The 25180-nt window shown below is 45.2% G+C and carries 20 protein-coding genes, 1 pseudogene and 1 riboswitch; of the genes and pseudogenes, 15 read left to right on the forward strand and 6 right to left on the reverse strand.

Annotated features, from left to right (window positions below; genetic code table 11):
• Positions 1-202 precede the first annotated feature (202 nt).
• The 3 genes from recD2 to rnhC form a co-directional block, all read right to left on the reverse strand.
• On the reverse strand, positions 203-2635 hold the full coding sequence (gene recD2, locus RDV49_RS03655; RefSeq protein ID WP_037608100.1) for an SF1B family DNA helicase RecD2: 2433 nt from the start codon (positions 2633-2635) through the stop codon (positions 203-205).
• Positions 2636-2702: 67 nt separating this feature from the next.
• On the reverse strand, positions 2703-3353 hold the full coding sequence (lepB, locus tag RDV49_RS03660; RefSeq protein WP_003008799.1) for a signal peptidase I: 651 nt from the start codon (positions 3351-3353) through the stop codon (positions 2703-2705).
• Positions 3354-3356: 3 nt separating this feature from the next.
• The gene (gene rnhC, locus RDV49_RS03665) at positions 3357-4256 is read right to left on the reverse strand and encodes a ribonuclease HIII (protein ID WP_003008798.1); all 900 of its coding nucleotides are present in this window, start codon (positions 4254-4256) and stop codon (positions 3357-3359) included.
• Positions 4257-4392: 136 nt separating this feature from the next.
• Here rnhC and RDV49_RS03670 point away from each other — a divergent pair, with 136 nt between their 5' ends.
• The 5 genes and pseudogenes from RDV49_RS03670 (at position 4393) to RDV49_RS03690 (ending at position 11348) form a co-directional block, all read left to right on the forward strand.
• Positions 4393-4683 carry a hypothetical protein gene (locus RDV49_RS03670; protein WP_003005477.1) on the forward strand — a complete coding sequence of 97 codons (291 nt, stop codon included), beginning with the start codon at positions 4393-4395 and terminating at the stop codon, positions 4681-4683.
• Between the two features lie 10 nt (positions 4684-4693).
• Positions 4694-5248 (forward strand): CvpA family protein, encoded by a 555-nt coding sequence (locus tag RDV49_RS03675; protein WP_003008795.1) that lies wholly within the window; start codon positions 4694-4696, stop codon positions 5246-5248.
• A gap of 73 nt (positions 5249-5321) precedes the next feature.
• Positions 5322-7661: an endonuclease MutS2 gene (locus RDV49_RS03680; protein ID WP_003008793.1), complete on the forward strand. Its 2340-nt coding sequence runs from the start codon at positions 5322-5324 to the stop codon at positions 7659-7661.
• 611 nt (positions 7662-8272) lie between these two features.
• A complete protein-coding gene (locus RDV49_RS03685; protein ID WP_003008791.1) occupies positions 8273-9691 on the forward strand; it encodes a C69 family dipeptidase in 1419 nt (472 codons plus the stop codon).
• Between the two features lie 129 nt (positions 9692-9820).
• Positions 9821-9915, forward strand: a riboswitch (glycine riboswitch).
• A gap of 101 nt (positions 9916-10016) precedes the next feature.
• Positions 10017-11348: pseudogene (locus RDV49_RS03690) on the forward strand (alanine/glycine:cation symporter family protein).
• Positions 11349-11401: 53 nt separating this feature from the next.
• Here RDV49_RS03690 and sstT read toward each other — a convergent pair.
• Positions 11402-12619 (reverse strand): serine/threonine transporter SstT, encoded by a 1218-nt coding sequence (sstT, locus tag RDV49_RS03695; RefSeq protein ID WP_003008784.1) that lies wholly within the window; start codon positions 12617-12619, stop codon positions 11402-11404.
• A gap of 137 nt (positions 12620-12756) precedes the next feature.
• Between sstT and RDV49_RS03700 the strand changes: the two genes are divergently transcribed.
• Positions 12757-13605, forward strand: a complete 849-nt coding sequence (locus tag RDV49_RS03700) for a mechanosensitive ion channel family protein (RefSeq protein WP_003008782.1) — start codon at positions 12757-12759, stop codon at positions 13603-13605.
• A 601-nt stretch (positions 13606-14206) separates the two neighbouring features.
• Here the strand turns inward: RDV49_RS03700 and RDV49_RS03705 are convergent.
• Together RDV49_RS03705 and gdhA are read right to left on the reverse strand one after the other, a co-directional pair.
• On the reverse strand, positions 14207-14524 hold the full coding sequence (locus RDV49_RS03705) for a hypothetical protein (protein ID WP_129299442.1): 318 nt from the start codon (positions 14522-14524) through the stop codon (positions 14207-14209).
• A gap of 279 nt (positions 14525-14803) precedes the next feature.
• Complete coding sequence (gene gdhA, locus RDV49_RS03710) at positions 14804-16150, reverse strand: NADP-specific glutamate dehydrogenase (RefSeq protein WP_003008780.1); 1347 nt, start codon at positions 16148-16150, stop codon at positions 14804-14806.
• Positions 16151-16225: 75 nt separating this feature from the next.
• On the opposite strand from gdhA, the gene RDV49_RS03715 reads away from it, so the two are divergent.
• From RDV49_RS03715 to RDV49_RS03760, 9 genes are all read left to right on the forward strand, one after another.
• Positions 16226-16423: a hypothetical protein gene (locus tag RDV49_RS03715; protein WP_003008778.1), complete on the forward strand. Its 198-nt coding sequence runs from the start codon at positions 16226-16228 to the stop codon at positions 16421-16423.
• A 25-nt stretch (positions 16424-16448) separates the two neighbouring features.
• Positions 16449-17384 carry a dihydroorotate oxidase gene (locus tag RDV49_RS03720; protein ID WP_003008776.1) on the forward strand — a complete coding sequence of 312 codons (936 nt, stop codon included), beginning with the start codon at positions 16449-16451 and terminating at the stop codon, positions 17382-17384.
• Positions 17385-17662: 278 nt separating this feature from the next.
• Positions 17663-18019, forward strand: coding sequence for a hypothetical protein (locus RDV49_RS03725; protein ID WP_003008774.1), 357 nt, complete (start codon positions 17663-17665; stop codon positions 18017-18019).
• Positions 18020-18292: 273 nt separating this feature from the next.
• Complete coding sequence (msrB, locus tag RDV49_RS03730; RefSeq protein WP_003008771.1) at positions 18293-19228, forward strand: peptide-methionine (R)-S-oxide reductase MsrB; 936 nt, start codon at positions 18293-18295, stop codon at positions 19226-19228.
• A gap of 431 nt (positions 19229-19659) precedes the next feature.
• Positions 19660-21003 (forward strand): CapA family protein, encoded by a 1344-nt coding sequence (locus RDV49_RS03740; protein WP_037608097.1) that lies wholly within the window; start codon positions 19660-19662, stop codon positions 21001-21003.
• A 3-nt stretch (positions 21004-21006) separates the two neighbouring features.
• Positions 21007-22671, forward strand: coding sequence for a MutS-related protein (locus RDV49_RS03745; RefSeq protein ID WP_003008765.1), 1665 nt, complete (start codon positions 21007-21009; stop codon positions 22669-22671).
• Positions 22672-22694: 23 nt separating this feature from the next.
• Positions 22695-23411 (forward strand): DUF554 domain-containing protein, encoded by a 717-nt coding sequence (locus RDV49_RS03750; RefSeq protein WP_003008763.1) that lies wholly within the window; start codon positions 22695-22697, stop codon positions 23409-23411.
• Positions 23412-23578: 167 nt separating this feature from the next.
• Positions 23579-24427: an HAD family hydrolase gene (locus RDV49_RS03755; protein ID WP_003008761.1), complete on the forward strand. Its 849-nt coding sequence runs from the start codon at positions 23579-23581 to the stop codon at positions 24425-24427.
• A complete protein-coding gene (locus tag RDV49_RS03760; RefSeq protein ID WP_003008759.1) occupies positions 24428-25060 on the forward strand; it encodes an SGNH/GDSL hydrolase family protein in 633 nt (210 codons plus the stop codon). It abuts the gene before it with no gap.
• Positions 25061-25180: the final 120 nt, after the last annotated feature.

Here is a 25180-nt window from a genome sequence, read left to right on the forward strand (position 1 = left end):
TAGGTGAGTACGGACGTTAGGTGAAATTATCCAGTGGATGATTTCAGCAATCCAGGAAGTTCCATGACTTAGTTTTGAACCTAAAGTTTCAAAACTCCCGAGTGCTAGAAACCATAGTGTTTCTAGCACTTTTCTCACGGCGGAAAGTTTCAGCTGTATTTGAATGAGCCTTAAAAAATATATTATTTTAATTTTTGAGGTATCAATTAGGTTGTTTGATGTCAAAAAAGGCTGCAATCTCTTCTTCAGTCAGTCCGATCATAGGAGAGATGGTGTGGAGATTGTCTTCTGTCAGTCGATAGACAGTCGGTTCATCAGCTTCAGCCTTCCTTTCAACAGTCCCTTCCTTACTTGGTACGGATTCGACTGTAGCAGAAGCGTTGGCAACGGCTGAAGATGAGGTTTTGGTTGCCTCGCCTCCATCTAGGTCCTTGAAGCGCTCCACCAAGTAGGTCTTGCGCGCTGTGCCTGTATTTTTAGTGGCGTAATCAAAGGCGCTGTATTCTCCTAAGAGAATCAGTTTGCTCTTAGAGCGCGTGATGGCGGTATAGATCAAATTGCGCTGCAACATCCGGTGGCTTTGATTGGTAATGGGTAAAATCACTACCGGAAATTCGCTCCCTTGCGATTTGTGAATACTCATCGCATAGGCTAAGCGAATCTTGTACCATTCATTGCGCGGATAGACGATTTCATTACCATCAAATTGGATGGTCAATTCATCTTGCTTGGATTCTGTATATTTTCCTGGGAGAAGATCGGTGATGTAGCCGATATCCCCATTAAAGACATTGCTTTCTGCATCATTGACCAGATGGATGACCTTGTCTCCATCGCGGTATTGGCAGTCTGGCGTGTCAAAAACCACCTGATCTTTGACAGCTGGATTGAGAAGGTCTTGCATGAGCGTATTGATATTGTCAATGCCGGCCTGGCCCTTGTACATGGGTGCCAAGACTTGGATATCTCGAGCAGGGATCTGACTGCGAAGGGCAGCAGAAGTGATTTGTTCGATCATCTTAGGGATGTGTTCGCTTCCGGCTTCGAAATAAGAGCGGTCGGCTTTTCGTTCGGTGAAATCTTGAGGAAGCTTACCCTGGCGAATGTCTCCTGCTAGTGAGACAATGGTCGAGTCTTCACTCTGTCGGAAAATATGTTCCAGTTTGGTCTGAGGGATGCTTGGGATCTGCAAGAGATCAGCCAAGACCTGACCAGGGCTGACGGAAGGTAATTGGTCGGCATCTCCCACAATCAAGAGTTTCGTATCCGTTGCGATGTTGCTGAGTAATTGATTAGCCAGCCAGGTATCAACCATGGAAAACTCGTCCACAATAATAAAATCAGCGTCTAAATAGTCATCCAAGTGACTGGTGTCATCATCCCCCGTCATCCCCAAATGCCGGTGGATGGTGGCGCTCGGAAGTCCTGTCAGCTCATTCATGCGCCTAGCTGCCCGTCCCGTTGGGGCAGCCAAGAGGATCGGCAGGTCTTGTTTCTTCCGAAGATCCAGCTGGTGGAGTTGGGCATAGACGCTGATCATCCCATTGATAACAGTTGTCTTTCCTGTCCCAGGACCCCCTGTGAGGATAAAGACCTTGTTTTGGATAGCTTGGTGAATCGCCTCTTTTTGAATCGCATCGTAGCGAATCCCCAAATCTTTTTCAACCGCCTCAATCGCCTGGTTGATTTTATCAGAGTCAAATGAAGCTTGCTTTCCTTTTTCCAACAATCGACCGATATGACTACGAATTCCCTCCTCCGCAAAGAAGAGGCTGTTGTCAAAGATCTTGGTGTCCACGTTTTGGACCTTGTCTTCCTCGATGAGGCGTCCTAATTCTTGGGCGACAGTGGAAGGATCTAATTCTACTGGCCGAGCTGATTCTAACAGGTCAATGGTATAGCGCAGGAGGTCCTTGGCTTCGATGTAGGTATTTCCAGTCTCGATAGAGTAGCTAAAAAGGCTGTGGATCAGACCCGCGCGGAAACGCTCAGGGGCGTCACTTGCAATCCCCAATTCTTCGGCTAGTTGGTCCGCGATTTTAAAGCCCATGCCTTGGATATCTTCCACCAATCGGTAGGGTTGTTGCTCCACGATCTGGAGGGTTTCTTCCTTGTAGAAATCCTGGATCTGAAAGGCCAATTTATTGGGAATGCCATAGTTGGCTAGTTGGGCGAGAATGCGCTCCGTTCCGTAATTCTGACGGAGTTTTTCTACAAAAGCCAGGCGGTTTTTCTTGGAGAGGCCTGTGATTTCTTCTAATTTTTCAGGGGCCTTCAAAATTTTGTCAATGGTATCGTCCCCATAGAGGTCCACGATCTTTTGGGCTGTTTTGAGACCAATTCCTTTGAAGTGATCGCTGGAAAAATATTTCACCAAGCCCTTGCTAGAGGGTTTGGCACGTTCATAGCGACTGATTTTGAGCTGTTCTCCGTATTTAGGATGATGGACCAGCTCCCCCCAGAAGGTGTAGTCTTCGCCTTCCATGATATCTGCCATGGTTCCTGTCACAATAATCTCAAAATCATCAAAGTCTTCGGCATCGGTATCGCTAATGTCGAGTAAGAGGATTCGAAAAAAACTGCTAGGATTTTCAAAAATAATGCGCTCAATAGTACCAGAAAAATAATATTCCATCATTTCTTTCCTTTTTATAAAGCGAGGCTGGGACATACTTGTCTCAGCCTCAGTCTGTTAATCTATACTAATAAGTTTTGAAAGGGTAGATCGGCCATAGTCTAAAGACGGCTTGTCCTTTGATTTGTTCTTTCTTGAAAGCTCCGACTTGACGGCTATCTTTTGAAACGATCCGGTCATCTCCAAGTAGGAGGTATTCATCGTCGAGCAATTTCAAGGTAAATTTAGGATTGCCATCCTTGTCTACTGTAAAAGCTTGGGCTGTATTGGCCAATTGGCGGAAGAGTTCTCCATTTTCTTCGAAGCCTTTTCCAGTGTAGGTTGATTGCAATTTATCTTTTTTGAAACGAGCGATGTAGTCTTTCAAATAGGGCTCATTGGTCTTTTTCCCATTGATGTAAAGGGTATCGTTGTCGTATTGGATGGTATCACCAGGAAGACCGATGACCCGTTTGACGATGTCCTTGGTTTTGCCGTCGTCATCTTTCTCATTGGCAACGACAATGTCGAAACGATCAATTGAGAGGTGGTTGACCACAAGGAGGTACTCGCTATCAGCCAGGGTAGGATCCATCGAATGGCCGTCCACCTTGACCGGAGCCCAGAGGTAGATGCGAGAGGCGATGATGAGACCAACGATGATGCTGAAGAGGCCCCATTCTTTAAGGAATCTCACCACTGGTGAGCTAGATGACTGTTTTGAACTTCTTTTTGACATAACTTATCTTTCTAGTAATTTCTTTGCTTTTTCTGTGTTTTTAAAATGGAGTTTGGCACAATAATCCAGAGCCTTCATCCCGTAGGTCTGAAGCAATTTAGCAGCGACTTGGTCTGACTTCGCCCCTGCTCCACTAGGGAGATTAAAGCCCAGTTCCTTGCCCAGATCTTCCAGATTTTGAAGGAAGAGATTGCGGGCGATGATGGAACTAACTGCAACAGCTAAATACTTACCTTCTGCTTTTTCTTCCAAATCAATGGCTTGGGTGACCTGATTTTTTTCAGCTTTCACGTATTTTTGGTAGTTTTTAGCCGTCGTAAAGGCATCGATCACAATTCGTTCTGCTTGGATTCCTTTATTCAATAGAAGATAGATAGCCTGATTGTGCAGAGCGACTTTGACCGAAACAGCATTGTAGCCAGAAGCAATGACTTCATTGTACTTCTTTGGAGACAATAAGAGTGCTTGGTGCTGGATGTTTTCCTCAAGGAGAGGAGCCAATTGCTGAATTTTTCGATCATCCAAGGTCTTTGAATCCCCAACACCGAGCTTTTTGAGCCAGTCGTGCTGGTCAGGTGTGACAAAGGATGCAACGACGGTGAGTCCACCAAAATAAGAGCCGTTTCCAACCTCGTCGGTTCCGATCATGGCTAAATCTTGTCCTGCAGATGAAGTAGTAGAACCTTTAGGGTTCCCAGCATCTTGCCCGAAAAAGGCCAGGTAAGGAGTAAGGTCATTGCCTTGAAGCAAGACTTTTCCAGACTTGTAGATCGAAACGGTCGCTCCCTCTAGTCGAAAGAAATAATCCATATGAGGGTTCTTGCTTTGAGAGAGAGAACGGCGATAGGTATGGACAAAATCAAGGATTTGCTCCTGTGTTGGAGTGAGTGTCATACTTTCCATAACCACTATTGTACCACAAATTCAGGGATAGAGGGAGCAAAAAGAAAGAAAGAATCCACTGGAAAATCCCTGTGAAGAGGGGCTTTGCTACTGACAAAGCTAGCCTTTTTTGGTATAATACCGTGAGGTGATTTTTATGGCGAGCTTAAATAGATATAAATTTACATTTGGAAACAAAGCGCTCACTTTAACAACCAACCATGATAATTTGTTTATGGAAGAAGTCGAACGTGTTGCGAAAGAAAAATACCAAGCAATTAAGGAACAAATGCCAGAGGCAGATGATGAAACCATCGCAATCTTATTGGCAGTAAACAGTTTGTCCATGCAACTGAATCGCGAGATTGAGTTTGACGACAAAGAAAAAGAATTAGATGATTTTCGTCGCAAGGCTTTAGACGACTTAAAGGATAAATCATCCAAATAAGAGGAGATACATGTTAACTTTCTTAATCTTATTGATTTTGGCATGGAGCTTTTATATTGGCTATGCAAGAGGGATTATCCTCCAGTCTTATTACTTTCTAGTGACCTTAGTGGCCCTCTTGATTGCAGGTGGCAGCTATAAGGGACTGGCCAAGGTGTTGTCTCTATGGGTTCCTTTTTCGAGTCCCACCCAGCAATCGGTGAATTATTTTTATGCCAACCGCTACCTATTTCAATTAGATGACATCTTTTATGCAGGTTTAGCTTATGTGTTGATTTTTGCGATGGTCTACCTGATTGGTCGTGTGATTGGGATCTTTATGCACTTGGTACCCCAGCCAGAAAAACTGGAGGATCGCAAGTATCAAATTGGAGCGGGTGTGATCGCCGTCGTGATAACTCTCTTGGTCATCCAGATGGGCTTGACTGTCCTTTCAACGGTTCCCATGGCTTCCATCCAAAATAGACTCAATGCAAGTGGATTGATCCGCTTTATCATCCTTCATACCCCGATTAGTTCCAGTCTGTTCCACAACTTGTGGGTGACTGCGATTATCGGAGCTTAAGGAGCAAAAATGAAGAAAGGAGTGAGACAAGTCCGATTCAAAGAAGGACGCTCACTTTTTTTGTAGGAGAAATATGAACAAAAAAATCTTAGATATTCTGGAGTTTGACAAGGTCAAGCAACTCTTTGAACCTTATCTACAGACAGAACAAGGGGAGATGGAGCTAGCAGCCCTTACTCCAACTGATAAAAAAGAAAGCATCGAAACGGCCTTTATGGAGCTAGAAGATATGGAGCAGATCCTCTTGGAAGAGCCTCGCTTTGCAGTATCGACCATTCAAGATGTCCGTTCAGTGGCCAAGCGTTTGGAGATGGAGGCATCCCTCAATATTGATGAATTACTAGCGTTAAAAGCTGTCCTTCGGGTGACACATGAGCTCAAGGATTTCTACGACAACTTGGAAAATGTCCGTCTGGAAAGGCTCAATCGCCTCTTTGACAACTTGGTGGATTTACCACGCCTACAAGGTGGGCTTCAAGCTATCAACGAAGGAGGCTTTGTCGAATCTTTTGCCAGTGAAAAATTGGCCAAAATTCGTCGCCGAATCCAGGAAAATGAACACCAGGTCAGAGAGATTCTACAAGACCTGTTAAAAAGCAAGGCCGATATGTTAGCGGATGCTGTGATTGCTAGCCGGAATGGCCGCAATGTTCTACCAGTAAAAAACACCTATCGCAACCGGATTGCAGGGGTGGTCCACGATATCTCAGCCAGCGGGAATACCGTTTATATCGAGCCTCGAGCAGTGGTCAATCTTAATGAAGAAATCGCCAACCATCGAGCCGATGAACGCTATGAAATCATTCAGATTCTGGAGGAATTGTCTGACACCCTCCGCCCTCATGCAGCAGAGATTGCAAATAACGCTTGGATTATCGGTCACTTGGACTTGATCAAGGCCAAGTATCGCTTTATGCGCGATTGTAAGGCAGTGGTACCAGAGGTTAGTAGCAATCGCTCTATTCAGCTCTTGCAAGTGCGTCATCCCTTGATTGAAAATGCCGTCGCGAATGACCTGCATTTTACCGAGGACTTGACAGAAATTGTGATTACCGGTCCCAATACAGGGGGGAAAACCATCATGCTAAAAACGCTGGGACTAGCGCAAATTATGGCCCAGTCTGGTCTTCCCATCCTAGCGGATCCAGGTAGTCGTGTGGGGATCTTCTCACAGGTCTTTGCAGATATTGGAGATGAACAATCGATCGAGCAGAGCTTGTCGACCTTCTCCAGTCATATGACCAATATCGTATCTATCTTACATCAAGTGGATACCGCCTCCTTGATCCTTCTGGATGAGTTGGGGGCTGGAACCGATCCTCAAGAGGGGGCTGGCCTTGCTATTGCCATTCTAGAAGACCTGCGCTTACGCGGGATTAAGACCATGGCGACAACCCACTATCCAGAGCTCAAGGCCTACGGGATTGAGACTGCAGGAGTGCAAAATGCCAGCATGGAATTTGATACAGCGAGTCTGCGTCCGACCTATCGCTTCATGCAAGGAGTTCCTGGCCGCTCCAATGCCTTTGAAATTGCCCGCCGTTTGGGCTTGTCTGAGACCATTATCCAGGATGCCATGAAGATGACCAATACGGATAATGATGTCAATCAAATTATTGAAAAATTGGAGGCGCAGACCTTAGAAAGTCGCAAGCGCTTGGATACCATTCAAGAGGTCGAGCAAGAAAATCTCAAATTCAATCGCGCTCTTCGAAAGCTCTATAACGAATTGACCAGAGAGAGAGAAACAGAGCTCAATAAGGCAAGAGAAGAGGCCAAGGAAATTGTGGACATGGCCCTCTCAGAGAGTGACCGTATCCTTCAAGGGCTTCACGCTAAATCCCAGTTAAAACCACATGAGATCATTGAGGCCAAGGCTCAGTTGAAAAAACTAGCGCCTGAAACCGTTGACCTTTCTAAAAACAAGGTCTTGAAAAAAGCTAAAAAGGCGCGTGCTCCTAAGGTAGGTGATGAAATCTTGGTTATCAGCTATGGCCAACGCGGAACCCTGGTCAAGCAACTCAAAGATGGCCGCTGGGAGGCGCAAGTCGGCTTGATCAAGATGACCTTGGAAGAAAAAGAATTCAACCTCATCAAGGCTGAAAAAGAAGCGGCTCAACCTAAGAAACGCCAGGTGAATGTCGTCAAACGTTCGAACACGAGTGGGCCAAGAGCGCGTCTGGACCTCCGTGGAAAACGCTATGAAGAGGCTATGCAAGAGCTCGATGGCTTTATCGATCAGGCCCTGCTCAACAACATGGCCCAAGTCGATATCATCCACGGGATCGGGACGGGAGTTATCCGTGAAGGGGTGACCAAGTACCTCCGCCGCAACAAACATGTCAAAAGTTTTGAATACGCCCCCCAAAATGCAGGTGGAAGTGGCGCAACCATTGTTACGTTTAAAGGATAAGTCAAGCCCTAGCTTTTCATTAGCTAGGGTTTAGAATGTAGACTAAATTTTTTAAAAGAAAAATAAGTTAAGTAATTCTGCATAGAAATATAAATATGTTCCAATTCTTAGAATGAATTAAGAAAATACCGAAACTTTCCGCCGTGAGAAAAGTGCCTGAAACAATACAGTTTCAGGCACTCGGAATTATTGAGAGTAAAACAGTTTGGGAAACTGTTTTAGCCTGAGCACAGAAATTAAAGAGCGAAGGGGCTCAATACAAATTGAACAAGGGCTGCGGATTGTGTCAAAAAGATAAGTTCTCCTAGAATCGAAAGATTCTGCGTCAAACTTCCTATTTTGACTTTATCCGCAGATGCCCTCTGTATCTTAATTTAGTCATGGAACTTCTTCGGAGTTCGCTGACGTCCGTACTCACCTAAGGAAAGTTTCTAAGATAACTTTTTCTTCAATCTAAATCTAGCTGATAAACAGCTAGTTTTTTTAAAATCTTACATAATGAAAATATTTGAAAGTTGTTGAAAAGGATTCACTTTTAAATCTGATTTTCAGTAGGTCCTCCCTTTTAAAAGTGCTATAATAGAGGCAATGAATGATTTGGGAGGATACGCATGCGTAAACGTGAAAGTGCAGATTCGTGTACAACGATTCTAGTCGGAAAAAATGCTAGCTATGATGGTTCGACCATTGTAGCACGAACAGAGGATTCTCAAAATGGTGTTTTTACGCCCAAGAAATTGATCGTGGTCAAACCAGAAGATCAACCACGTCATTACAAGTCGGTTTTATCAACTTTTGAAATTGACTTGCCAGATAATCCAGTTCGCTATACAGCGGTTCCAGATGCGATTCCTAAAGACGGGATCTGGGGAGAAGCTGGGATCAATGTCTATAATGTAGCCATGAGTGAGACAGAGACCATTACGACCAATAGCCGTGTGCTAGGGGCAGATCCTCTTGTAGAGAGTGGCATCGGTGAGGAAGACATGCTGACCTTGGTCTTGCCTTATGTCAAGACTGCCCGCGAAGGGGTTTTGCGTCTCGGGAAGATTTTAGAAGAGTATGGAACTTATGAGTCTAACGGGATTGCGATTTCAGATGTGAATGAAATCTGGTGGTTGGAGACCGTCGGAGGTCACCACTGGATGGCGCGCCGTGTCCCTGATGATGCCTATGTGACCAACCCGAACCAACTGGGAAGTGATTATTTTGAATTTGGCAATCCTGATGAGTTTCTTTGTGACCCGGATCTTGAACATTTTGTCACAGAGCACCATTTGATTTTAGATCAAGAAGGGAAAGGTTTTAATCCACGCTATGCCTTTGGTAGCCAAAAAGACAAGGACCGTCACTACAATACACCGCGGGCTTGGGCCATCCAGCGTTTCCTCAATCCTGAAATCGAGCAGGATCCACGGAGCTTTGAGATTCCTTGGTGTCAAAAACCTTATCGCAAGGTAACGATTGAAGATGTCAAATATGTCTTGAGCAACCACTACCAAGACACCATCTACGATCCTTATGGCCCTGAAGGAGATCACGTGAGTCAGCGGACCTTCCGGACGATCGGGATTAACCGGACCAGCCAAACAGCGATTCTGCAATTGCGTCCCAATAAACCACAAGAAACGACAGGCATCCAATGGATTTCTTATGGCTCCATGCCTTATAATACAGCTGTTCCTTTCTTTACCCAAGTGGATACAACGCCAGACTACTTTGCCAATACGACGGCTAAGGTAACAACGGATTCCTTCTACTGGGCCAACCGGATTATTGCAGGACTAGCAGATCCTCACTATGCTCACCATGTTGGTGATTTGGATGATTACCAAGAAACGACAATGGCTTGGGGACATGCGCGCATCAATAAGGTCGATCGTGCACTTGCAGCAGGTGACACTGTTGATTTTGAGGCGGAAAACCAAGCCATGAGTGATCAAATCCAGGAAGCGACAGATCAACTTTTGGACAAGATTTTGCTCGATGCTAGCAACCTCATGACCAATCACTTCTCCTTAAGTGATTAAAAACCGTGTATTTTCAGGTAGTTTACAAGATGTTTTCAGAAACAATTGACAAACTTTTGAAAATCAATTAAAATAGAGAAAATTACATACGACCGAATGAAGTTTGCAGGAGCGCGAGTGACTGTGAATGGACGGAACTCTGGAGAGACCAGAAATGGCACCGAAGGGGCAAGGTAGAGCATGCATCTACTCAAACTCTCAGGTAAAAGGACAGAGCGAAAGATAGGGAAAGCCCCTATTTTAAGCAGGACCAGAGTACATGTTTGACATGTGCTCTTTCTTTTTCTCTTTTCTGTCGAGCGGTCGATGAAAAAGGAGACAGAAAATGGATCATGTATTGCAGTTTTTTCAGCAGCTCGATAATCTAGTGTGGGGCGCCCCGCTGTTGGTGCTCTTGGTAGGAACAGGGATCTACCTGACCCTTCGCTTGGGTTTGCTTCAGATACGCTACCTTCCAAAAGCTTTTCGCCTGATCTTTACAGAAGATGAGGGACACGGGGATATCTCAAGCTTCGGAGCCCTTGCGACAGCTCTAGCAGCTACTGTAGGAACAGGGAATATTGTGGGGGTGGCTACAGCGATTCAGACAGGTGGCCCAGGTGCCCTCTTTTGGATGTGGATGGCAGCCTTCTTTGGAATGGCGACCAAGTATGCAGAAGGGCTCTTAGCCATTCGTTATCGGACCAAGGATGACAACGGTCATATCTCAGGTGGTCCGATGTACTACATTCTTCACGGGATGGGAGAGAAGTGGCGACCACTGGCTATTTTCTTTGCGGTTGCAGGAATGTTGGTAGCCCTCTTTGGGATCGGAACCATGACCCAGGTTAATTCCATTACGGGATCCCTTCAAGCCAGTTTTGGAACGGCTCCAGAAGTGGCTAGTGTAGTAATTGCGCTAGTGGTTTCAACCATCATCTTTGGAGGGATTCACTGGATTTCCAAAGTCTCTGAAAAAGTAGTTCCTTTTATGGCTGCTGCCTATATCTTTGCGACTGTCACGATCATTGCCTTGCATCTGGACCAATTGCTTCCAGCCTTGAAATCGGTCTTTTCGGGTGCTTTTACAGGGACTGCAGCCATGGGAGGTTTCGCAGGAGCAACGGTCAAAATGGCTATCCAAAAAGGGGTGGCGCGTGGAGTTTTCTCCAATGAATCTGGTCTCGGATCTGCACCAATTGCAGCAGCAGCGGCGAAGACCAATGAGCCAGTCGAGCAGGGCTTGATCTCCATGACAGGAACCTTTATTGATACCATTATCATCTGTAGTTTGACAGGACTTTCGTTATTGGTTTCAGGTGAGTGGATGGCTAAGGGCAGCACGAGTACCTTGACTCAGGATACGTTTACAGGCGTCTTTGGCCCAGTCGGAGGCATCATTCTAACGCTATGCTTGGTGCTTTTTGCGACCACGACTATTCTTGGATGGTCTTATTAAGGAGAGCGGTGTTTCGAATTCCTTTTTGGTGTCAAACATATCAACCTCTATCGGACCTTCTTTGTCTTTATGGTTGGACTGGGAGGCTTCCTTAAGCTGGATTTGGTCTGGGTGATCGCGGATATTGTGAATGGGCTGATGGCTTTGCCTAACCTGATTGCTCTTTTAGCTCTCTCCCCTGTCATCATCAAAGAAAGCAAACAATACTTTAAGAAATAAGAAAACCCAGATCGCGAGGTCTGGGTTTTCTTGTCTATTTGAGATAGGCTCATTTAATAGCGTTTTTCTTTTGGCCAGCTGCTCATTTCGGCGATGGCAGTGAAGAGCACATCTGTCGAAGAGTTGAGGGCTGTTTCGCAAGAGTCTTGGATGACCCCGATGATAAAGCCGACGCTGACGACTTGCATGGCCAAATCATTGGTGATACCAAAGAGGCTACAAGCAACAGGGATGAGAAGGAGAGATCCTCCAGCAACTCCAGATGCTCCACAAGCAGAGATAGCCGCTACCACACTCAGGATGAGCGCCGTTCCAAAGTCAACCTGAATGTGCAAGGTATTGGCAGCAGCTAGTGTCAAAATATTGATCGTCACGGCTGCGCCTGCCATGTTTACAGTTGAACCAAGTGGAATGGAGACAGAATAGGTGTCCGGATTCAGCCCCAACTCTTCACAGAGACGCATATTGACAGGGATATTGGCTGCAGAACTTCGAGTGAAGAAGGCTGTTACCCCACTGACACGGAGGCATTTAAAAACTAGGGGATAAGGGTTCTTGCGGATCATGAAAAAGACGATCAATGGATTGATGACCAGGGCTACAAAAGCCATGGTACCAACCAAAACAAGTAAGAGAATCCCGTAGTTACTAAGGGCACTGAGTCCTTGGCCAGCGATGGTCGTGAAGACCAAGCCTAAGATCCCAAATGGAGCTAGGTTGATAATCCACTCAACGATTTTTGAAGTGATGTCTGCTAGGGTTTGCAGGAGATCTTTACTATGTTCACTCGCCTCTCTCATGGCAATCCCAAAGACGGTTGCCCAAGAAAGGATTCCAATGTAGTTGGCTTGCTGCAAGGCGTTGACTGGGTTGTCGACGATCTTGAGCAAGAGGTTACTAATCACTTCGCCAATCCCGTTTGGAGAGGATCCTTCAGCGGCCTTTCCAGTCAGGGTAATGGTGATCGGGAAGATGTAATTGACCAAAACAGCGACGAAGGCAGCTGCAAAGGTTCCTAGGAGATAGAGGACGATGACCTTTTTCATATTGGTCTCTGTCCCTTTTTGGTGTTGGGAGAGGGCATTTGCGACGAGCGCAAAGACCAGAAGGGGTGCGATCGCACGGAGCCCCCCAACAAAGAACTCTCCTAGGAGTCCAATGCCAATTGCTTTCGGAAAGAGAAGTGCTAGGATGACTCCAAGTACAATCCCGATTGCGATCCTTTTCATAAGGTTGGTTTTATTCCAAGTTGTAATCAATCGATGAATCATGTAGGACCTCCTTAAAAAATAATTAAGGAATATTATACGATAGTGAGGGGGGAAAAGCAATGAAATTTTCAAAAAATAGCCTTATTTCCGAATATTTGATATAATTATACTATTCTTTGGTAGAAAGGCCCGAATAAATGAGTCAAGCTTTCCAACGTTATTTCAGTAAAATAGACTGGACGAAGATTTTTGATGATCTGATATCAAAATGTATCTCTCTGATTTTTGTCTTTCTCTTATTTTTTATCGCTAAAAAGGTCATCCATAGCCTGGTTAAGCGGATATTAACACCATCCTTTAAGTATACGGTGCAGGATGAAGCCCGTAAAAATACGATTCTCCGTTTGGTTGAGAGCCTCTTAAACTATTGTTTGTATTTCATCTTGATCTACTGGATTTTGTCGATTCTGGGCCTTCCAGTCTCTAGTCTCTTGGCTGGTGCTGGGATTGCTGGGGTGGCGATTGGGATGGGAGCCCAGGGCTTTCTTTCTGATTTGGTCAATGGTTTCTTTATCCTTTTAGAACGCCAGCTGGATGTAGGAGACAATGTTCGTCTCACGAATGGGTCTATTAATATTGCCGGCATCGTCAGCAGTGTCGGGATTCGGACGACCCAGGTGCGGGACTTTGATGGGACTCTCCACTTTGTTCCGAATCGCAACATCACCGTCGTCAGCAATCTCTCACGTGGCGATATGCGCGTGCTAATCGATATTCCGCTAGATGCAAATACCGATCTCGACAAGATCTATCAGGTGATTGCTCAGGTCAATCAGTCTGAACAAGACAAACACCCAGAAGTGTTGACAGGTCCTACGATTTTAGGCCCACAGATTGAAAAAAATGGTCGTTATTCCTTCCGCATCGCGATGACTGCGCAAAATGGAACCCAGACGACTGTCTATCATACCTACTATAAACTCTACCATGATGCCTTGATGGAAGCAGGGATTAGCCTACCGACAGGAAAGAACGGGATCATGTAATAAGAAAAGCTCAGAAATTAGAATGTAGACAAGATCCTCTTAGAAACTTTCCTTAGGTGAGAACGGACGTCAGCGAACTTCGAAGAAGTTCCATGACTAAACCAAGATACAAAGGGCGTCTGCGGATAAAGTCAAAATAGGAAGTTTGACGCAGAATCTTTCGATTCTAGGAGGACTTATCTTTTTGACACAATCCGCAGCCCGTGTTCAATTCGTTTTGAACCCCTTCGCTTTTCAATTTTTGGGCTCAGGCTAAAACAGTTCCCCGAACTGTTTTACTCTCAAAACTCCCGAGTGCCTGAAACGATATTGTTTCAGGCACTTTTCTCACAGCGGAAAGTTTAAGTAGACGATTGAATCATTCTATCGAATAAATTAATTTATGAACCAATTTTTTACATTTTTTAACACAAAAAAGAGGCTGGGGCAAAAGTCCTAGCCTCTCAATTATTTTTGGATTGTCGAGCAAGACGCAGTGGTTGAGTGGGCTCTACTACGCTGATTTCATCAGCTTTTACAGCCCTACTCAACTGTGCGGAGGTGGGACGACGAAATCGAATTCTAACGAATTACCGATTTCTGTCTCACTCTCTTTTTTGGTCTATTTTAAGTGGCAGTATTTGAAATCCAGCTTTTTAATCTGGTCCCAATTTTTTCGAGCCTCTGGTGGCAAGACGATGAGTTGCTGGCGCAACATAGTCGTGATTTCAAGATTTAAGGATTCGATGGGGAGGGCAATGGTTACGGAACTTTTTGCCCTTTGGATCTTGTCCATGCAATATTCAATATGATGGCAAGCTGCACCTGTCTGTGATTGACGGCTAGCTGCGATTTCTTGTCGCATATTGGAGAGTAATTGGACCAATTCAGACTTAAGGAATTCGATCGTATCTGATTTTTCTTGAGCTAAAAGAAACATAAGCACACCTCCTTTTGCTATAGTTTAATACTAATTTATTAAAAATGCAAGGGGGTAAAGTAAAAAAAATAAAATTTTTTTAGAAAAAGATACAGAAAAAGAGAGGGTTCAAATCTCCCCACTAGAAACAGTCGAGTCCCTTATCTAAAAAATGGCTTTCCTCACTTGGGACGGGGTGTCTTGACAGAGGTCTGTAGCTACAAAAAAACTCCTGAAACATACTGGTTTCAGGAGTTGAGAGGCTTTGACCCGAAGGTCTCAAAGAAAAATATCGATTGATTATACAAGACCTTGTGCAATCATCGCATTTGCGACATTTTCAAAGGCAGCGATGTTGGCACCTGCAAGGTAATCTTTACCAAGACCGTAAGTTTCTGCAGTTGTTTTAGCAGTGTTGAAGATGTTGGTCATGATGTCTTTCAAACGTCCGTCCACTTCTTCGCGTGTCCATGAAAGACGTTGGCTGTTTTGGCTCATTTCAAGAGCAGATACAGCAACCCCACCAGCATTGGCTGCTTTAGCAGGTCCGTAAAGAATACCATTTTCTTTGTATACGTTGATGGCATCGATGTTACTTGGCATGTTTGCTCCTTCAGAGACAACTTTCACACCTTGAGCAACCAAACGTTTAGCAGCATCGCCATCGATTTCATTTTGAGTTGCACATGGAAGAGCGATGTCATAGTTACCAGCGTAAGTCCATACAGAACCTTCGTAGTATGTAGCAGTTGGTTTTTCAGCAGCGTATTCAGTCAAACGAGCACGACGTTTTTCTTTAACATCTGTAAGAAGGTCGAAGTCAATACCGTTCTCGTCGATCACGTAACCGTTTGAATCAGATACAGAGATGACAGTTGCACCAAGTTCAGTAGCTTTTTGAAGAGCGTATTGGGCAACGTTACCAGAACCTGAGATCACGACTTTCTTACCAGCAAAGCTGTCGCCGTTGGCTTTGAGCATTTCTTCAGTGTAGTAAACCAAACCATAGCCAGTTGCTTCTGGACGGATCAAGCTACCACCAAAACCAAGAGGTTTACCAGTCAAGACACCAGCATCGAATTGGCGAAGGCGTTTGTATTGACCGTAAAGGTATCCGATTTCACGTCCACCAACCCCGATATCACCAGCTGGGACATCAAGAGAAGGACCGATGTGCTTTTGCAATTCAGTCATGAAGCTTTGGCAGAAACGCATCACTTCAGCGTCAGTTTTTCCTTTAGGATCGAAGTCAGATCCACCTTTACCACCGCCGATAGGAAGACCAGTCAAGACGTTTTTGAAGATTTGTTCGAATCCGAGGAATTTCAAGATCCCTTGGTTAACAGTTGGATGGAAACGAAGACCACCTTTGTATGGACCTACAGCAGAGTTGAATTGAACACGGTATCCACGGTTTACTTGGATGTTTCCTTTACAGTCAACCCAAGGAACACGGAAGGAAATCACGCGTTCAGGTTCTGTAATACGAGCTAAAATGTTTTCTTCGATGTATTCAGGGTGTTTTTCGAATACAGGTTCCAAAGTGCTGAGGAACTCTTCAACAGCTTGAAGGAATTCAGCTTCATGGCCGTTACGAGCTTTTACAGTTTCGAAGGTGCTTTGGATATATTCTTTAGCAGTTGTCATGTTAATTCTCCTTTGTGAATGAAACGAAAACCAGCAAACCCGCTAGGGGAGTGGTTTTGAGACAGTTGACAAACAATGTCACGTTTTATTACATGGATCATTATAGCAGACTTTTTTTGGCTTGTAAAGAAAAAAGTTGAATTTTCTGAAAATTTTATTGCGACTAGAAAAGTCGAATGTTTGGAAGAATTTTTAGCTTTGTTTGTCCGGAAGCTTCCAAGTGATGGTATAATGAAAGAAGAAAATAGAGAGCATCCCGAACGATTCTGTTGATGGGTGTTTCAAAAAGGAGTACAAGATGGTATCGACAAAAACGCAAATTGCTGGTTTTGAATTTGACAACTGCCTGATGAATGCGGCAGGAGTGGCCTGTATGACCAAGGAAGAGTTGGAAGAAGTGAAGAATTCGGTTGCTGGGACTTTTGTGACCAAGACAGCGACCTTAGAATTCCGTGCAGGAAATCCCGAACCACGCTATCATGATGTGCCACTTGGTTCGATCAATTCGATGGGCCTTCCCAACCAAGGCTTGGATTATTATTTAGATTACCTATTAGAGTTGCAAGAAACAGATCCTGACCGGACCTTCTTCTTATCTCTTGTCGGCATGTCTCCTGAAGAGACCCATACCATCTTGAAAAAGGTGCAAGACAGCGACTTTAAAGGCTTGACAGAATTGAACCTTTCTTGCCCTAATGTCCCTGGAAAACCTCAGATTGCCTATGACTTTGATACGACCGATCGGATCTTATCCGAGGTCTTTGCCTATTTCACAAAACCGCTTGGTATTAAATTGCCACCTTACTTTGATATTGTTCACTTCGATCAAGCAGCAACAATCTTTAACAAATACCCGCTTAAGTTTGTCAATTGTGTCAACTCGATCGGAAATGGTCTCTATATCGAGGATGAATCCGTTGTGATTCGTCCGAAGAACGGCTTTGGTGGGATTGGTGGAGAGTATGTCAAACCAACTGCCCTTGCTAATGTCCATGCCTTTTATCAACGTCTGAATCCAGAAATTCAAATTATAGGGACTGGGGGTGTCTTGACTGGTCGTGATGTCTTTGAACATATTCTATGTGGGGCTAGTATGGTGCAAATCGGAACCACGCTTCATAAAGAAGGAGTAGGAGCTTTTGAACGCATCACTGCGGAGCTCAAAGCCATCATGGAAGAAAAAGGCTACCAAAGCCTAGAAGACTTCCGTGGGAAATTGCATTACATTGACTAATCTTTCGAAAAGAACTTCCTCAAGTGGAAACTTGGGGAAGTTTTTTATGAGAGTGGGACAGAAATCGGTAATTCGTTAGAATTCAATTTCGTCGTCCCACCTCCGCACAGTTGAGTAGGTCTGTAAAAGCTGATGAAATCAGCGTAGTAGAGCCCACTCAACCACTGCGTCTTGCTCGACAATCCAAAAATAATTGAGAGGCTAGGACTTTTGACCCAACCTCATTCTGTTCCTAGTTTTAGGAATTTTCCATTTTTATAGAGAGAAAAAGGTGTACAATGGAGGTGAAAAGGAAGGCGATTTATATGGAAGAAAGGGATGTGATTCAAGAGGCAAGAACGACGATCACCCTTCTTCAAACAGCCTTTTCTAAGGGATTCACCCCCAGTTTAGATGCCCTTCGATTTCGAGAAAATCTAGATCAGATGTTGAAAGGTTTATTGAAGGCTAGGCGGGTAGACAATCGCCTGTTGATTGAGTTAGAAAAGTTTTATCAGACCGCCAGTCTATTGATTGGTCTAGGTGGGCTAGCTTTGAACGAAGAGGCCTTTCAAGCTTGGCGAGCTTATGATCACTGGCATTACGAGGTTGTGAAGCCTCAGTTACAGGTTTATGGACCGACGGTGGTTTTGTAGTTGATGTGCCTTGAGTTTGTCCACAGATATTCAGAGGAGGTGTTGGTCATGGTAGTCCTTCATGATTTTCTACATCAGTTAACCCTATCGTTTTGGAACTTCTATTACTCGCTCTTTTTCTTATTTGAAAAATAAGAAGGATTGAATCCCTTTTACATATAGTAGAAGGGATTTTTGATGCAGAATCCTTGAAAATCTGAGGCTCTTGGATTATGATGGAGCTAATAGATAAGAAGCGTTCCTTGTGGGGAATGCAGGAAGCGAGGAAAAAAGATGGCAGAGATTTATCTAGCAGGTGGCTGTTTTTGGGGCTTAGAGGAATATTTTTCACGGATCCCCGGTGTAGAAGAGACGACGGTGGGCTATGCCAATGGCCAGGTAGAAACGACCAACTACCAACTGATCAAGGAAACGGATCATTCAGAGACTGTTCAGGTCATCTACGATCCAGATAAAATCACCCTACGAGCGATTCTGCTCTACTATTTCCGGGTGATTGATCCCTTGTCCATTAACAAACAGGGAAATGATCGAGGCCGCCAATATCGAACCGGTGTCTATTATACAGACAAGGCAGATCGTGAAGTGATTGCCCACCTGTTTGCGGAAGTGGAGAAGCAACTGGGCCGCAAAATAGCGGTTGAGTTGGAACCCTTGCGCCACTATATCTTGGCTGAGGACTACCACCAAGACTACCTCAAGAAGAATCCTGGAGGCTATTGCCATATCGATGTGACGGATGCTGAGCAGCCCTTGATTGATCCAGCAGCCTATCAGAAGCCAGATCAAGAAACCTTAAAGGCGAAACTGACAGCAGAACAGTACCAAGTCACCCAAGAAAGTGCGACGGAACGTCCTTTCCACAATGCCTATGATCAGACCTTCGAAGAGGGCATCTATGTGGATATTACGACGGGGGAGCCACTCTTCTTTGCCAAGGATAAGTTTGCGTCTGGCTGTGGATGGCCAAGTTTCTCCCGTCCCATTGCCAAAGATGTCGTCCACTATTACCAGGACCATAGCCACGGGATGGAGCGGATCGAAGTTCGTTCCCGCTCAGGCAATGCCCACATCGGCCATGTCTTCACCGATGGACCAAAAGACCAAGGTGGCCTTCGCTATTGTATCAATTCGGCCTCTCTGCGCTTTATTCCAAAAGAGGAAATGGAGCAAGAAGGCTATGGATATTTGTTAAAGGCTTTGAAATAAGAGGGTCTTTCTAGTAGATCGAAAAACGGAGTTTATGATGAAAAATAGAAATTTGTGGCGAATGATTTTTACGCTTTCAGCTATGGTAACTCTGATTGGATTAGGATTTACTGCCTATAATCATTTTGTATTCCATCAACCTTTTATGAATCGGACGACAAAAGGGTTACTTTCGGCCTTTTTCCTAAGTCTTGTCATGGTTGCAATCAGCTTGTCCAAATCAAACGATAAGAAGTGATGATCGATCATTTACATGAATCCATCAACTGTGCAGGAGCAGGACGATGAAGCGTTTCTAAACAATAGCGCTTCTGTCCTGCTCTCTTTTTTCTCTTCTTAAAAATTGTGATACAATGAAGAGAAAGTATTTCAATGACAGCTCAATTTGTTGGCGGATCATTGGAGAAACTAGGTACGAAGAAGAGGTAGGAATGTTAGAGAAGTGGGAGAGTGTGAAAGGGACCATCAAAACGATGGGGAAAGAGCTATCGGCGGCCTTTGATTGGGCTTTTGATCGTCTCTTTTCAAAGATTCAGCTGACCAATGAACAGTTTGTCTATGTGCTCTTGTCAGTCGTTTTTATCGTGGCTAATGCCATCTTGTGGGTACAAAAGTTTCAAGGCTTTCCGATCACCGCAACCGAACGGCCAGAGGTTGTGTACAAGGCAAAAACACCGGCTGATCAGATTCCTCATACAGCGCGGATCATGGCCAATGGAGACCAGCTCTATCATGATCTGGTCTATATGAGTGCACAAAAAGAAGATGGGACCTATGATTTTCATGAAAATTATGAGTATGTCAAACCCTGGCTACAAAAGGCGGATCTAGCCTTGGGCGATTTTGAGGGAACCATTAACCCGAATTACTATTTGTCAGGTTATCCTCTTTTTAATGCACCGAGCGAAGTCGTACCAGCCATTAAGGATGCTGGTTATGATGTCATGGATTTGGGACACAACCATATCCTGGATTCAGGTCTAGAAGGGGTCTATTCGACAGCCAAGGCCTTTGAAGATGCCGGCATCACACCTATCGGTGTCTATACGCATGAAAAGAGAGGCCAGGCCCCCTTGGTGATCAAGGAAGTGAATGGCATCAAGATTGCTATTCTAGCCTACGCTTATGGGTTTAATGGAATGGAAACGACCCTTACTCCAGAAGAGCAAGCAGATGTCTTGTCTGATCTGGATGAAGAACGGATGAAGGCGGAGATCCAAAAGGCGGAGCAAGAGGCCGATATCACCATTGTCATGCCCCAGATGGGAATCGAGTACCAGCTGGAGCCGACAGAAGAGCAAAAAGAGCTCTATCATAAGATGGTTTCTTGGGGAGCTGATATCGTCTTTGGTGGGCATCCCCATGTTGTGGAGCCTGCTGAAGTGGTCAATAAAGATGGTCAAAACAAGCTCATTATCTACTCGATGGGGAATTTCCTGTCCAATCAGCGTCTGGAAACTATGGGAGATGTGGAGACTGCCCAATGGACAGAGCGAGGAGTCTTGATGGATGTGACCATCGAAAAGGTCGGCCGCAAGACAAAGATCAAGACAGCTACTGCTCATCCAACCTGGGTCAGTCGGACTCCGAAGGGCACCTATTCTCCTGAAGGTTATGAGTTGTACAAGTACCAGACCTATATTTTGGAAGATTTTATCCAGGGTGGCAAATACCGCGACAAGCTGGATGAAGAGACCAAGGAGAGAGTGGACACGGCCTACCGAGAAATGAAGGAACATGTTCACTTGGACTGGCCTCAGAGTGGAAAGGAATAGAGCATGGAAGGAAATGTGAACTGGATCCCGCTTGGGATCCTAGGATTGATCGTGGTGATTTGGGCAACCAAATTTCTTACAGCCATCCGCCTCAAGCAAAAGCTGAAGAAGGCTTGGGATGGGGCGCCTTTCTTTCGCAAGAAAGACACAGAAGAAAGTTTGATAGATAGTCTGGCTTATCCAGCTAAGGGAAGGACGATCGATAGCCAAGTGGATGATCAGACCTGGCATGATTTGGCTTTGGATGCGGTCTTTGATCAGCTCAACTATACCCAATCGAGCCTTGGAGCAGAGGCTCTCTATCAAAAAATGCGCCTGCTGGAATTCCAGCCTCAGGACCAGCTTCATGACTTAGAAGCCTTCTTTGAAGAGCATCCTGATTTGCGCCTCAAGGTCCAGGTCATTTTCAACCAACTGGGCAAGAAGAACCACAACATGGCGCGGAGCATTGTCGCAAATCCCGGCAAGCATTATGCAGGTTTACCCCTCTATCTAGCCTTGGCCTGTCTTCCTATTGTCTGTCTCTTTGCCATCCCCTTTGAGCCAGTCGGTGCCATTACCCTCTTGGTGATCAGTGTGGTCTTTAATATTGTCTTTTCGAGTTTGCGCAATTGGTCCAATAAAATCCGTCTGGACAATGTTAGCTATTTGGTCCGCATCTTTGCTTCGGCAGAACGCTTGAGCCATCTAGCCTTGCCACAACAAGAAGAATTGAAGCAAGCGGTCAAACCCTTTAAGAAAACGCGGATCCTTGCCAGTGTCTTGCAGAGTCCAACGGGGACTTCGGAAATGGAAATTATTCTCCTCTACCTCAACGTCCTCTTTTTACTCCCGCAGATCGCTCAGGTTTATATTTACAATCAGGTGAAGGCTCATCAAAAAGAGGCCCAGAAGCTTCTGGATCTCCTTGGAGAGATGGAAGTCGCCATTAGTCTCTTGCGCCATAAGCGGGATCTAGAAGTGGTCTGTGAGCCGGTCTTTATGGAGACAGGTGGCATTGAGGGCGAGACGCTCTATCATCCTTTGCTGTCTAATCCGATTGCGAATGATGTGCATTTTCAAAAAAATATGGTCATCAGTGGGGACAATGCATCTGGGAAATCGACCTACCTGAAAACTGTCGCCATCAATGCCATTCTGGCTCAAGGATTAGGCTTTGCCTATGGAGAAAGATTATCCCTTCCTTATGGTCATGTCCTAACGGCTATGGATGTGAGCGATGATATTGAAGTTGGAGATAGCTACTTTATCACTGAGAGTAAAGCTATTTTACGTATGATTCAGCATCTGAAAAAACCTGGTTTTCACTACTTCTTTATTGACGAGCTCTTTAAGGGGACCAATACCATCGAGCGGATCGGATCAGGCCTTGGAATTGTCCGCTGGTTGGCTGCCCAAAACTGCCTCTACATGATCTCCAGTCATGATATTGAGCTGGTCGCAGCCTCTGGTGAGGTCAATGATAATTACCATTTTGATAGTCGCTATGTGGATGGCAAGATCGTCTTTGACTACCAGATCAAGCCAGGGTCAGCCGTGACTAAGAATGCGGTCAATACCCTAGAAAGCTTACATTATCCAGAGGAGATTACGCAAACAGCCAAGGACTTGATTGACCAGTATGAAGAGACGGGGCATTGGTCTTTGAAAGAAATTGAAAAAGAATGAGAAATGAACGAAGGAGTTTGTAAATGATCGGTTTAGGGACCCTCTATAATGCCTTAGGGGTCGTATTTGATGGGCTTTTAGGATTGCTCATCGGTCAACGTTTGTCAGAAGATTTTCATGAGACCCTTCTGAAAGTGACAGGAGTTGCTGTTTTTGTCTTGGGCATTGCAGGGACCTTGGAAAAGATGCTGGTGGTGCATGGAAGTCATGTGAAAAGTCACGGAAGTATGATGTTGATTCTGAGTCTAGTGATCGGGACCGTTATCGGGGAACTCTTGAAGATTGAGGAGGGCTTTGAGCGCCTGGGAAGCTGGCTGAAGGAAAAGACGGGCAACCAAAGCGATACCAGCTTTGTCGATGCCTTTATGACCACGGCCTTGACCATTTGTATCGGGGCTATGGCGGTGGTCGGAGCTGTCCAGGATGGCTTGACAGGCGACACCTCGACCTTGTTGGCCAAGGCTATTCTCGATATGGTTATCGTTCTGGTCTTGACCGTTTCAAAAGGAAAGGGCGCGATCTTTGCAGTGGTACCACTTGTGATCCTTCAAGGTTTGATCACGCTGTTGGCCCATTTGATCGCACCGATCATGACTTCACAAGCCCTTTCGAATCTGTCCCTAGTTGGCTCCAGCCTCATTCTCTGTGTAGGGATCAACCTCATCTGGGGCAAACGAATCAAGGTCGCCAATCTCCTTCCAGCAGTGCTAATTGCCATTATTTGGGCCTTTGTTGGCTAAAAAAATAGAAGCTAACCGGTAAAGATAGGTTAGCTTTTTTGCTTGCCCATGTAGTCTTGTTAGAAAAATGGAGGTGCTCCGAAAAGAAAGGAGTTCTTTTAAATGTGATAAAATAAGAAACAGGAGTGAAGATTGGATTCATTTTGAAGGTGAAAGGTGAGTGAGTTATGATCAAACTAATTGCTACAGATATGGATGGGACCTTATTAGATGAGCGAGGTGAGGTGGATCTTCCGCGCCTGGAAAGGCTGTTGGACCACTTGGATCAAAAAGGGATTCGCTTTGTCATTGCGACGGGAAATGAAATCCATCGCATGCGCCAACTCTTGGGTCCTTTGGTCAAGCGGGTGACTCTCGTCGTAGCCAATGGAGCACGGATTTTTGAGGATGACCAGATGATTCTTGGGAAATTCTGGGATCGAGAGCTAGTAGAGGCGGTTCTTGCTTATTTTAAGGGGAGGGAAATTTCAGACCAGCTGGTTGTGTCAGCTGTCAATGGTGGCTTTGTCAAGGAAGGAACAGTCTTTACAGAAGTTGAGAAATTCATGCAGCCGGAAGTGATTGAAGCCTTGTACAAGCGGATGAAGTTTGTCCCTGAATTGACAGCAGATCTATTTGATCAGGTGCTTAAAATGAGTCTGGTGGTTGGCTTGGATCGTCTCGATCAAGTGCGCCAAGAAGTCCAACAGGCTTTTGGAGATCAGCTGATGGCGGTTTCGAGCGGTTTTGGCAGCATGGATCTCTTACAAGCAGGCATTCACAAGGCTTGGGGTCTGGCTCAATTAATGGAGATGTGGCAGCTTGATGCCAGTCAGGTCATGGCCTTTGGGGATAGCGGAAACGACATCGAAATGCTTGAAATGGCAGGTCACTCCTATGCTGTGGCCAATGCAGAAGAAGCTGTCAAGGCTGTTGCCAAACATCTAGCACCGACTCATCAGGAAGGTGGTGTCTACCAGGTGATCGAAGAGTATCTAGGATTGACCCCCTGGGAACAAGTGAAAGGAAAGAATTAGATGGCGGTACAACTGTTAGAAGACTGGCTCTTAAAGGAGCAGGAGAAAATCATAACAACCTATCGGGAACTTAATCAAGCCCCTCTGAAGGAGCCTGGTTTGATCTTTATCGGAGACTCCATCGTGGAGTATTTCCCCATTCATGAACTATTACAAAGTCCCAAACACATGGTCAATCGAGGAGTGCGAGGCTATAAGACGGATCTCCTTCGTGAGCATCTAGACGCCCATGTCTTTGGAACGGCGGTGGATCAGATCTTTCTCTTGATCGGGACCAATGATATCGGAAAAGAAATTCCTCAAAAGGAAACCTTAGACAATGTAGAAGCGGTCTTACAAGCAATTATGCGGGACTTTCCGCTGACCCACATCAACCTGATCTCGGTTCTACCGGTGAGTCGAGATGAGCGCTACAAACAAAAGGTCTATGTGCGGACCAATGAAAAAATTCAGGCCCTCAACCAGGCCTATCGCGAATTGGCCCAGGCCTACCACCAGGTCAGCTATATTGATGTGTATTCGTCTTTATTGGATGAAAAGGGGCAGTTGGCAGAAGCCTATACGACAGATGGCCTCCATTTAAGTGTGGCTGGTTACCGAGTTCTAGCCCAAGCTCTGCAGGAGACGTTATAGAGAAAACGTCTGTAGCAGGCAACTAGCGTTAACAGTAAAAGCCATGATTTACATGGTTTTTGGCTTGTAAATAATTAGAGTTCACCCAATTTTTTATACATACAAATAAGCGGGCTTCAT

This window comes from Streptococcus parasanguinis (genome assembly GCF_031582885.1).
Classification (GTDB): Bacteria; Bacillota; Bacilli; order Lactobacillales; family Streptococcaceae; genus Streptococcus; species Streptococcus parasanguinis_M.

What these genes read in the sequence shown, in the direction of transcription:
- recD2 (WP_037608100.1), bottom strand. Translation starts at nt 2,635, where the DNA reads ATGGAATATTATTTTTCTGGTACTATTGAGCGCATTATTTTTGAAAAT.
- lepB (WP_003008799.1), bottom strand. Translation starts at nt 3,353, where the DNA reads ATGTCAAAAAGAAGTTCAAAACAGTCATCTAGCTCACCAGTGGTGAGA.
- rnhC (WP_003008798.1), bottom strand. Translation starts at nt 4,256, where the DNA reads ATGGAAAGTATGACACTCACTCCAACACAGGAGCAAATCCTTGATTTT.
- RDV49_RS03670 (WP_003005477.1), top strand. Translation starts at nt 4,393, where the DNA reads ATGGCGAGCTTAAATAGATATAAATTTACATTTGGAAACAAAGCGCTC.
- RDV49_RS03675 (WP_003008795.1), top strand. Translation starts at nt 4,694, where the DNA reads ATGTTAACTTTCTTAATCTTATTGATTTTGGCATGGAGCTTTTATATT.
- RDV49_RS03680 (WP_003008793.1), top strand. Translation starts at nt 5,322, where the DNA reads ATGAACAAAAAAATCTTAGATATTCTGGAGTTTGACAAGGTCAAGCAA.
- RDV49_RS03685 (WP_003008791.1), top strand. Translation starts at nt 8,273, where the DNA reads ATGCGTAAACGTGAAAGTGCAGATTCGTGTACAACGATTCTAGTCGGA.
- sstT (WP_003008784.1), bottom strand. Translation starts at nt 12,619, where the DNA reads ATGATTCATCGATTGATTACAACTTGGAATAAAACCAACCTTATGAAA.
- RDV49_RS03700 (WP_003008782.1), top strand. Translation starts at nt 12,757, where the DNA reads ATGAGTCAAGCTTTCCAACGTTATTTCAGTAAAATAGACTGGACGAAG.
- RDV49_RS03705 (WP_129299442.1), bottom strand. Translation starts at nt 14,524, where the DNA reads ATGTTTCTTTTAGCTCAAGAAAAATCAGATACGATCGAATTCCTTAAG.
- gdhA (WP_003008780.1), bottom strand. Translation starts at nt 16,150, where the DNA reads ATGACAACTGCTAAAGAATATATCCAAAGCACCTTCGAAACTGTAAAA.
- RDV49_RS03715 (WP_003008778.1), top strand. Translation starts at nt 16,226, where the DNA reads ATGTCACGTTTTATTACATGGATCATTATAGCAGACTTTTTTTGGCTT.
- RDV49_RS03720 (WP_003008776.1), top strand. Translation starts at nt 16,449, where the DNA reads ATGGTATCGACAAAAACGCAAATTGCTGGTTTTGAATTTGACAACTGC.
- RDV49_RS03725 (WP_003008774.1), top strand. Translation starts at nt 17,663, where the DNA reads ATGGAGGTGAAAAGGAAGGCGATTTATATGGAAGAAAGGGATGTGATT.
- msrB (WP_003008771.1), top strand. Translation starts at nt 18,293, where the DNA reads ATGGCAGAGATTTATCTAGCAGGTGGCTGTTTTTGGGGCTTAGAGGAA.
- RDV49_RS03740 (WP_037608097.1), top strand. Translation starts at nt 19,660, where the DNA reads ATGTTAGAGAAGTGGGAGAGTGTGAAAGGGACCATCAAAACGATGGGG.
- RDV49_RS03745 (WP_003008765.1), top strand. Translation starts at nt 21,007, where the DNA reads ATGGAAGGAAATGTGAACTGGATCCCGCTTGGGATCCTAGGATTGATC.
- RDV49_RS03750 (WP_003008763.1), top strand. Translation starts at nt 22,695, where the DNA reads ATGATCGGTTTAGGGACCCTCTATAATGCCTTAGGGGTCGTATTTGAT.
- RDV49_RS03755 (WP_003008761.1), top strand. Translation starts at nt 23,579, where the DNA reads ATGATCAAACTAATTGCTACAGATATGGATGGGACCTTATTAGATGAG.
- RDV49_RS03760 (WP_003008759.1), top strand. Translation starts at nt 24,428, where the DNA reads ATGGCGGTACAACTGTTAGAAGACTGGCTCTTAAAGGAGCAGGAGAAA.